7 protein-coding genes are annotated in these 9614 nt (G+C 61.3%); 5 read left to right on the top strand and 2 right to left on the bottom strand.

Translation table 11 applies throughout. The features are described from left to right. Positions 1 to 2734 (bottom strand): DNA polymerase III subunit alpha (gene dnaE / locus EOB36_RS23835; protein WP_206637201.1); only part of this gene is annotated, 2734 nt, incomplete at its 3' end. A 246-nt stretch (positions 2735 to 2980) separates the two neighbouring features. After that, positions 2981 to 4993, bottom strand: coding sequence for an acetyl/propionyl/methylcrotonyl-CoA carboxylase subunit alpha (locus EOB36_RS23830; protein WP_128285863.1), 2013 nt, complete (start codon positions 4991 to 4993; stop codon positions 2981 to 2983). A gap of 216 nt (positions 4994 to 5209) precedes the next feature. Here EOB36_RS23830 and EOB36_RS23825 point away from each other — a divergent pair, with 216 nt between their 5' ends. The 5 genes from EOB36_RS23825 to EOB36_RS23800 all read left to right on the top strand — a co-directional run bounded on the left by EOB36_RS23825 (position 5210) and on the right by EOB36_RS23800 (position 9614). Further along, positions 5210 to 6337: an S-(hydroxymethyl)glutathione dehydrogenase/class III alcohol dehydrogenase gene (locus tag EOB36_RS23825; protein ID WP_127204963.1), complete on the top strand. Its 1128-nt coding sequence runs from the start codon at positions 5210 to 5212 to the stop codon at positions 6335 to 6337. Between the two features lie 201 nt (positions 6338 to 6538). Beyond that, entirely contained in the window at positions 6539 to 7318 is a 780-nt protein-coding gene (locus tag EOB36_RS23815; protein ID WP_128285862.1) for a DUF1353 domain-containing protein, read from the top strand. A gap of 9 nt (positions 7319 to 7327) precedes the next feature. Then, a complete protein-coding gene (locus EOB36_RS23810; protein ID WP_128285865.1) occupies positions 7328 to 7795 on the top strand; it encodes a YaiI/YqxD family protein in 468 nt (155 codons plus the stop codon). 140 nt (positions 7796 to 7935) lie between these two features. Further along, positions 7936 to 8619 carry a DUF1345 domain-containing protein gene (locus tag EOB36_RS23805; RefSeq protein WP_128285861.1) on the top strand — a complete coding sequence of 228 codons (684 nt, stop codon included), beginning with the start codon at positions 7936 to 7938 and terminating at the stop codon, positions 8617 to 8619. A 113-nt stretch (positions 8620 to 8732) separates the two neighbouring features. After that, positions 8733 to 9614 carry a cytochrome b/b6 domain-containing protein gene (locus tag EOB36_RS23800; protein WP_128285860.1) on the top strand — a complete coding sequence of 294 codons (882 nt, stop codon included), beginning with the start codon at positions 8733 to 8735 and terminating at the stop codon, positions 9612 to 9614.

The raw sequence follows: 9614 nt of genomic DNA, 5'->3' as shown, positions 1-9614 counted from the left end.
CGACGCCCGCCATCATCGCGGCGCGGTCGTGGCCGAAACAGTCGAGCGCGCCAGCCATGATCAGGCTTTCAAAGACGCGCTTGCCGACGATCTTCGGATCGACCCTTTCGCAGAAATCGGCGAGGTTTTTGAACGGTTTTTCGCCGCGCATGGCGACGATATGCTCGACCGCCGCGTCGCCGACGCCCTTGAGCGCGGCCAGCGAATAGAAGATCCGGTTCTCGCCGACTTCGAAGGCGCGGAAGCTCGTCATCACCGAAGGCGCCACGACATCGATGCCGAGGCGCAGCGCATCCTGGCGGAAATCGGCGAGCTTGTCGGTGTTGCCCATATCCAGCGTCATCGACGCGGCCAGGAACTCGACCGGGTGGTGCGCCTTCAGATAGGCCGTCTGGTAGGAGACGACCGCGTAGGCGGCGGCATGCGATTTGTTGAAACCGTAGTCGGCGAACTTTGCCAGCAGGTCGAAAATAAAGTCGGCTTGCGGCTTGCCGACGCCGCGCTCGACCGCGCCCGAGACGAAGCGCTCGCGCTGCTTGTCCATCTCGGCGCGGATCTTCTTGCCCATGGCGCGGCGCAACAAATCGGCTTCGCCCAGCGAATAGCCGGAGAGCTCCTGCGCGATCTGCATAACCTGTTCCTGGTAGACGATGACGCCTTGCGTCTCCTTCACCAGATGGTCGATCTTCGGGTGGATCGACGCCATCTCCTCCTCGCCATGCTTTCTGGCGTTGTAGGTCGGGATGTTCTCCATCGGCCCCGGCCGGTAAAGCGCGACCAGCGCGATGATGTCCTCGATACAGTCGGGGCGCATGCCGATCAGCGCCTTGCGCATGCCGGCACTTTCCACCTGGAACACGCCGACCACTTCGCCGCGCGACAGCATGGCGTAGGTGTCGGGGTCGTCGAGCGGAATGTGGGCGAGATCGATCTCGATGCCGCGGCGGCGGATCAGCTTGACCGCGGTCTCCAGCACCGTCAGCGTCTTCAGGCCGAGGAAGTCGAACTTCACCAGCCCGGCCTGCTCGACATACTTCATGTTGAACTGGGTGACCGGCATGTCGGAGCGCGGGTCGCGGTACATCGGCACCAGCTCCCACAGCGGCCGGTCGCCGATGACGATGCCGGCGGCGTGCGTCGAGGCGTGGCGGTAGAGCCCTTCCAGCTTCTGCGCCATGTCGAGCAGCGTCTGCACGATCGGCTCGCGCTCTGCCTCTTCGGCAAAGCGCGGCTCGTTGGCGATGGCGTCGGCGAGCTTGACTGGATTGGCCGGGTTCGACGGCACCATCTTGGAGAGCTTGTCGACCTGGCCATAGGGCATCTGCAGCACGCGGCCGACATCGCGCAGCACCGCGCGGGCCTGCAGCGTGCCGAAGGTGATGATCTGGCCGACCTGGTCGCGGCCGTATTTCTGCTGGACGTAGCGGATGACCTCCTCGCGCCGGTCCTGGCAGAAGTCGATGTCGAAGTCGGGCATCGACACGCGGTCGGGGTTGAGGAAGCGCTCGAACAGCAGCGAGAAACGCAGCGGATCGATGTCGGTGATGGTCGTCGAATACGCGACCAGCGAGCCGGCGCCCGAACCGCGGCCCGGCCCGACCGGAATGCCTTGTGCCTTCGCCCATTTGATGAAGTCGGCAACGATCAGGAAATAGCCGGGGAACTTCATCTTCTCAATGATGCCGAGCTCGAATTCCAACCGTTCGCGATATTGTTCGACCGTGTAGCCAGGCGCCAGTCCGTGCGCGGCGATCCGCGCCTCCAGCCCTTCATGCGCCTGTCTGGCAAGCTCCTGCGCCTCCGCCTTCACCGCCGCATCGGCGTCGGCGACATCGCCGCCGGCAAAGCGCGGCAGGATCGGGTTGCGGGTCTTGGGATAATAAGAGCAGCGCAGCGCGATCTCGACGGTGTTGTCGATCGCTTCGGGCAGATCGGCGAACAGCCTCGCCATGTCAGCCTGGCTTCTCAGAAAATTGTCGGGCGACAGGCGGCGGCGATTGTCGACGGCGACGACCGAGCCTTCGGCGATGGCGATCAGCGCGTCATGCGCCTCATAGTCGTCGCGCGAGGAGAAAAACGCCTCGTTGGTGGCGACCAGCGGCAGGTCATTGATATAGGCGAGATCGACGGACGATTGCTCGATCGCCCGGTCATAGCCGGAAACCCGTTCCAGCTCGACATAGAGCCGGTCGCCGAACAGCGCCTTGAGCGCCAAAAGCCGTGTCTCGGCGAGATCGCGGCGGTCCTCTTTCAAGGCGTTGCCGATCGGACCGCGCGGCCCGCCGCTGAGACAGATCAGGCCGTCGCAATGGCCTTGCAGCATTTCGGTCGTCAGATGCACCGCCTCGCCGGGCGGCGTTTCGAGATAGACCCGGCTGACCAGCCTGACCAGATTGCTGTAGCCGGCCTCGGTCGCCGCGATCAAAACCACCGGCCGCATCTCCGGGCCTTGCCGCCTGCGGTCGCGCTGGCTGTCGCTGGCTTCGCCGGAAAAGGCGAGAGTGGTCTGGCAGCCGATGATCGGCTGGATGCCCTCCTTCACCGCTTTCTGCGCGAATTCGAGCGCGCCGAACAGATTGTTGGTGTCGGTGACGGCGATGGCCGGAGCTTCATCCTTGACCGCATGGGCGACGACCGTGCCAAGCTGCAAAGCACCTTCGAGCAGCGAATAGGCCGAATGCACGCGCAGATGGATGAACGGCCGCGCCGGCATTTCCGGCCGCGACGCCTTCATAAAAGCCTCGCGCCGCAAAGGGTCGCGTGGAAGTGTCTCATTCGCCATGGTTTTTTAGCGCCGCTTGAAAGGACTCAGTCGATGAAATTGCATTGTCCGGCACCGGACGATGCGAGTCCAGCAGTTGCCAATCGAGCCTTGCAAGTTCGCGATCGTTGCTTTGTGACGGCATTTATGCTAGGAATATATGCATGGTGCTGATTTGCGCCAACGACCCGCCGCCGAGGCGGGTTTTTATTTTCAGCCTCACGCGAATTCCATGATCACCGCATCGACCGCGAGACTGTCGCCCGGCTTCGCCTTGAGTTTCGACACGGTGAGATCGCGCTCGGCGCGCAGCACGTTTTCCATCTTCATCGCCTCGACCACGGCCAGCGTCTCGCCGGCCTTGACCTCCTGCCCCTCGGCAACCGCGATCGACACGACGAGGCCGGGCATCGGGCAGAGCAGCATCTTCGACGTGTCCGGCGCCACTTTTTCCGGCATCAGCCTCTCGAGCTCGGCGGTGCGCGGCAGCATGGCGCGTGCGGCGACCGACATGCCTTTCCAGGCGATGCGAAACCCGTTCAGCACCGGCCTGATCTGCGCGGCGATTCTTCGGTCGCCGACCGTGCCGCGCCAGATGAGATCGCCCGGCCGCCAGTCTGACATCACCGTCAGCGCCTTGCCGCCGTCGATCGACAGATCGAGCTCCATTGGAATGGAAATCATGCCTTCGAGGACAGAGGCCGAAAGGTAATCCTCGCCGATCTTGACCGCCCAGTCGCGCTTCAGGGCACCCGAATGCGGCGCCAGCCGCCCGCCCAGCCGATCGAGCCGGTCGCGGCGCAGCAGTTCGACCGCGGTGGCGATCGATGCGAGCACGGCCTTCTCCTCGCTATCAGGCACGATCGGCGCGAACCCGTCAGGATATTCCTCTGATATGAAGGCGGTCGATATCAGCCCTTCCCGCCAGCGCGGATGCTGCATGAGTGCTGCCAGGAACGGTATGTTGTGCTCGATGCCGTCGACGACGAAGCTGTCCAGCGCTTCCGACATGGCGTCGATCGCGGCGAGCCGCGTCGGCGCCCAGGTGCACAGCTTGGCGACCATCGGGTCATAGAACATCGAGATTTCCGACCCTTCGGTGACGCCGGTATCGTTGCGGATGACGATTTCGCCGAACTGTCCCTCTTCCGGCGGCCGGTATCTCGTCAGCCGGCCGATCGACGGCAGGAAATTGCGATATGGGTCCTCGGCATAGAGCCGGCTTTCCACCGCCCAGCCGTTCAGCTTGACGTCACTTTGCTTGATAGCGAGTTTTTCGCCGGCAGCTATGCGGATCATCTGCTCGACCAGATCGATGCCGGTGACCAGCTCGGTCACCGGGTGCTCGACTTGCAATCGCGTATTCATTTCAAGGAAATAGAAGTTCTTTTCGCTGTCGACGATGAACTCCACCGTGCCGGCGCTCTGGTAGTCGACCGCCCTAGCCAGCGCCACCGACTGCTCGCCCATGGCTTTCCGGGTCTTGGCGTCGAGGAAAGGCGAAGGCGCCTCTTCGACGATCTTCTGGTTGCGGCGCTGGATCGAGCATTCGCGCTCGCCGAGATAAAGCGCATTGCCATGCGCGTCGGCCAGCACCTGGATCTCGATGTGGCGCGGATCGACCACGAACTTCTCGATGAAGACGCGGTCGTCGCCAAACGAGCTTTTGGCCTCCGAACGCGCCCGGTCGAACCCGTCGCGCACCTCGGCCTTGCTCCAGGCGATGCGCATGCCCTTGCCGCCGCCGCCGGCCGAGGCCTTGATCATCACGGGATAGCCGATCTCACCGGCTATTTTCTCGGCATGGCCGGCATTCTCGATGACGCCAAGCCAGCCGGGCACGGTCGACACGTTTGCAGCGTTGGCGAATTTCTTCGATTCGATCTTGTCGCCCATCGCCCTGATCGCTCTGGGTTTTGGGCCGATGAAGACGATGCCCTCCTTCTCCAGCGCCTCACAGAACGATGCGCGTTCGGACAGAAATCCGTAGCCGGGATGCACGGCTTCAGCACCCGTCGCCTTGCAGGCGGCGATGATCTTCTCCGGCACCAGATAGCTCTGCGAGGCCGGCGAAGGCCCGATATGCACCGCTTCGTCGGCCATCTCGACATGCACGGCGTCGCGATCGGCGTCCGAATAGACCGCCACGGTTGCGATGCCCATCTTGCGCGCCGTCTTAATGACGCGGCAGGCGATCTCGCCACGATTGGCGACCAGGATTTTTGTGAACATGCGGGTTTTGTTCCCTCGGCTGCCTTTCTTTTATGGGCTTCGCCCAGCCGGTCAAGGCCCCGGCTGATCAAGGCAAGTTGGCGCATATCCCGGGCGCAAGTCGCCTAGTGACGACCAAACCCGGCTATGAACTGTCAATTCGTCCCATAGTCCAGAACCTGCAGATACGCTAATGCTCGGCCCCGATTGCAGATTTGCCCTGAGAGGAGATTCCCGATGAAAACCCGTGCCGCTGTCGCTGTCGCCGCCGGAAAGCCGCTGGAGATCCTGGAGGTCGACCTCGACGGCCCGCGCGCGGGCGAGGTGCTGGTCGAGATCAAGGCGACCGGCATCTGCCACACCGACGAGTTCACGCTGTCGGGCGCCGATCCCGAAGGCATTTTTCCGGCGATCCTCGGCCATGAGGGTGCAGGAATCGTCGTCGATGTCGGCAAAGGCGTCACCTCGGTCAAGAAGGGCGACCACGTCATCCCGCTCTACACGCCGGAATGCCGGCAATGCCCGTCCTGCCTATCCAGAAAGACCAATCTGTGCACCGCGATCCGCGCCACGCAGGGGCAAGGCCTGATGCCTGACGGCTCGTCGCGCTTCTCGATCGGCAAGGACAAGATCTTCCACTATATGGGCTGCTCGACCTTCTCCAACTTCACCGTGCTGCCCGAGATCGCGGTGGCCAAGGTCAATCCCGACGCCCCCTTCGACAAGATCTGCTACATCGGCTGCGGCGTCACCACTGGCATCGGCGCGGTGATCCACACGGCCAAGGTCGAGATCGGCGCCACGGCCGCCGTCTTCGGCCTCGGCGGCATCGGCCTCAACGTCATCCAGGGACTACGTCTCGCTGGTGCCGACATGATCATCGGCGTCGACCTGAACAACGACAAGAAGGAATGGGGCGAGAAATTCGGCATGACGCATTTCGTCAATCCGAAGGAGATCGATGGCGATATCGTGCCCTACCTCGTCAACATGACCAAGCGCGGTGCCGACCAGATCGGCGGTGCCGACTATACGTTCGACTGCACGGGCAGCACCAAGGTGATGCGGCAGGCGCTTGAGGCATCGCACCGCGGCTGGGGCAAGTCGGTCGTCATTGGCGTTGCCGGCGCCGGCCAGGAGATCTCGACGCGGCCGTTCCAGCTCGTCACCGGCCGCACCTGGATGGGCACCGCCTTTGGCGGCGCGCGCGGCCGCACCGACGTGCCGAAGATCGTCGACTGGTACATGGACGGCAAGATCGAGATCGACCCGATGATCACCCACACGCTGAAGCTGGAGGACATCAACAAGGGTTTTGACCTGATGCATGAGGGCAAGAGCATCAGGAGCGTGGTGGTTTACTGACGAGAACCACAAGCCGCTGATCGACCGGTCCGCGACCTGGTTTCGAAAAGAAAGGGGCAGATAAAAACGCCGAAAAACTGCATCCGAAAGTCGACAATGGACTGCCCAAGGAAAAGACCGATTGTGCCCGCGAGACGCTGGTCTGCGCCTTCAATTAGAATATGATAAAATTTGGGTTTGATGATTTGAGGTCATGCCACCATGGTCAGAAAAGTTGTTCTCGTCGTCGGCATTTTAACTTTCATTTCTACTCTTCAAGCGCTCTCTCAATCGTTTCAGGGCTCTTTTGAATTTCGGTGGACAACAGATCCTCAAAATCAGCACCGCATTATGATGCTACTCTCAGACGCTTCTTTTACCGACAAAGTCGGAAAGATATGGAGCGTTCCCAAAGGCACAAATATTGATAGAGCATCTATTCCGGCGCCACTATGGTCATTCGCTGGCTCACCGTTTGTTGGAAACTACAGACGCGCCTCTGTTATCCACGACCGATTTTGCGACACCAAAACCGAACGCGCATCAGATGTTCACAAAATGTTTCGTGAAGCGATGGAGGCTGATGGCGTCGGGTATTTGGAGCGGCTAAGCAAATATATGGCTGTTAGCGCTTATAGCGTCGTCACCGGCGCATGCGGAAAAGAAGAAGACACGTTAAGAAAACTCTTTTCGTCGAACGACTTTCAAGGGGTGCTTAAAAGTGACGAGCTTTTTAAGCAGCTTGATACTTATAAGGTAGACATGAGAAAATTGGATACCGTTGCCTCAAGAGCTGACACTATTAAATCCATTGCCAAGATTGAAAATCCACTGACATTCGCGGCGCTAACTGAGTTTCGGCGTATCCCGTCCAACCAGAACTACGCGACGCTCGAAACAGCAATTAAGGCAGAGCAACCAACGGAAGCCGAGGCCGATCAACTGGTGTTGTTGGCAAACGCCACCGTTCCAGAAGGCAGTATTTCGTTGCCGGGGCAATAGACCTTGAATTTGACGCGCCCCGCCATTTACGTCGATGCCGATGCCTGTCCGGTGAAGGCCGAGGTCGAGAAAGTTGCCGAGCGCCATGGCGTCGTCGTCACCTTCGTCTCCAATGGCGGCCTGCGCCCGTCGCGCGATCCGATGATCCGCAACGTCGTCGTGTCCAAAGGCGCCGACGCGGCTGACGACTGGATCGTCGAAAATGCCAGGCCCAACGACATCGTCGTCACGGCCGATATCCCGCTTGCCGCCCGCACGGTGGCGCTCGGCGCCCATGTGCTTGGGCCGACCGGGCGCCCGTTCACGCCGGAAACGATCGGCATGGCGGTGGCGATGCGCGACCTCAAGCAGCATCTGCGCGAGACCGGCGAGAGCAAGGGCTACAATGCCAGTTTCGCGCCGCAGGACCGCTCGCGGTTTCTCGGCGAGCTCGACCGCATCTTGCGGCGTGCGCTGAAATCCGCCGCACTGGGTTAGCGCTTCGACCTCGAACCGGACGTCAGCGCAGCAAAACCGGGAATCGATCTTCGGCATCATGCGCACAGGCAAAAGTGCTATAATGTCCGAGTCCTAAAAGACGAGCGGCGGTAAGACGGACCGCCATCAGGGGCCGGGCCATGACGACCGAGACGCCGCTGAAGAAACCACTGCATCGCCACATGCAGTTCGCGGTGTCGGCCTGCATCGGTGTAGTGGCACTGGCGATCGCGTTGGTTTTGCGCGCACCCATCGCCTATTCGATCGGCGCCAATGCGTTCTTCGCCGCCTACACCGTCATCGTCGTCGCCCAGATGCCGCTGCTCACCGGCCGCTATCTGAGCAAGAATGCCCGCGCCACCGACCAGCCGGTGCTGGTCATCTTTGCCGTGACGCTGATTGTCGTCGCCGTCGCCATCGTCTCGTTGTTCCAGTTGATCAATCGAGGGGGCAGCCCACATCCTGTCGAACTCACCTTCGCGCTGGTGTCGATCCCGCTCGGCTGGTTCACCATCCACGCCATGACGGCGCTGCACTACGCACATGTTTATTGGCTGAACGATGAAGAGACCGGCCCCGGCAGTAAAGCGAAGCAGAAAAAGCCCGTCGGCGGCCTCGTATTTACCGGTAAGGAGCGGCCGGACGGCTGGGATTTCCTCTATTTCTCGACCACCGTCGGCATGACCTCACAGACTTCCGATACCACTGTCTCGACCACGCATATGCGTCGCATCGTGCTTTTGCATTCGATCGTGTCGTTCTTTTTCAATACAGTGATCGTCGCAGCAGCGGTCAACCTCGCCGTCAGTCTTGGAAGCCAGTAGTATCGGGTAGCTCGTAATAATTCCGTGATCGGATGAAACATCGCTTTGGCTGGCAACGTATTGGGAGGAGAACGATCGGAAAGGCCGACTGAGCGGCCGGGAGGACGCGAAAAATGGAATCGGTTGCCAGGAGCCAATCCGCCGCCGCGGTGGATGCTGCCCCCCCGAAAGATGCAACGCTGATCTACCGGCAGTCGCGCTGGACGCGGCTGACGCACTGGCTCTGGGCCATCTCGCTGTTCTTCATGCTGCTTTCCGGCCTGCAGATCTTCAACGCCCGCCCCCAGCTCTATATCGGCAAGGAGTCGGGATTCGCCTATGACAACACCATCTTCGCCATCGGCGCCGAGAACACCGCAAACGGCCCGCGCGGCTACACCGAAATCTTCGGCAAGCGCTTCGATACAACCGGTGTGCTCGGCTGGTCGGGACCGGCGGGTCGGGAGACGTCCCGGGCTTTCCCGTCTTGGGCGACGATCCCCTCCTATTACGACCTCGGCACCGCCCGCGTCGTCCATTTCTTCTTCGCCTGGATACTAACCACGACGCTGGTCGTGTGGCTGGTCGCCAGCCTCATCAACGGCCATCTGCGCCGCGATCTTGCCCCGCGCATCGACGATCTCAGGCGTTTGCCGCGAGACATCGCCGATCATGCCAGGTTCAAGTTCCGTCACAGACGCGAATACAACACGCTGCAGAAGATGGCCTATGGCGGCGTCATGTTCGTGCTGCTGCCGCTGATGATCATCACCGGCCTTGCCATGTCGCCGAGCATGAACGCGGTGCTGCCGTTCCTCAACGATCTGCTTGGCGGCAGGCAGACGGCGCGGACGATCCATTTCATCGTGATGCTGCTGCTCGTCGCCTTCTTCATCATCCATATCCTGATGATCTTCGCCGCCGGCCCGATCAACGAGCTGCGTTCCATCATCACCGGCTGGTACCGAACCGACCCGCCGGCGCATGGCAGCAAGACGCCTCAGAGGAGTGCGTGA

The organism is Mesorhizobium sp. M6A.T.Cr.TU.017.01.1.1 (assembly GCF_004023115.1).
Taxonomy (GTDB): Bacteria; Pseudomonadota; Alphaproteobacteria; order Rhizobiales; family Rhizobiaceae; genus Mesorhizobium; species Mesorhizobium mediterraneum.
Note: the sequence above shows the minus strand (reverse complement) of the source record. Positions and strands in the feature narration are given on the sequence as shown.

Excerpts from the sequence above, each read along its gene's own strand:
- EOB36_RS23815 (WP_128285862.1), top strand. The coding sequence starts at position 6,539 with ATGGTCAGAAAAGTTGTTCTCGTCGTCGGCATTTTAACTTTCATTTCT.
- EOB36_RS23830 (WP_128285863.1), bottom strand. The coding sequence starts at position 4,993 with ATGTTCACAAAAATCCTGGTCGCCAATCGTGGCGAGATCGCCTGCCGC.
- EOB36_RS23805 (WP_128285861.1), top strand. The coding sequence starts at position 7,936 with ATGACGACCGAGACGCCGCTGAAGAAACCACTGCATCGCCACATGCAG.
- EOB36_RS23800 (WP_128285860.1), top strand. The coding sequence starts at position 8,733 with ATGGAATCGGTTGCCAGGAGCCAATCCGCCGCCGCGGTGGATGCTGCC.
- EOB36_RS23825 (WP_127204963.1), top strand. The coding sequence starts at position 5,210 with ATGAAAACCCGTGCCGCTGTCGCTGTCGCCGCCGGAAAGCCGCTGGAG.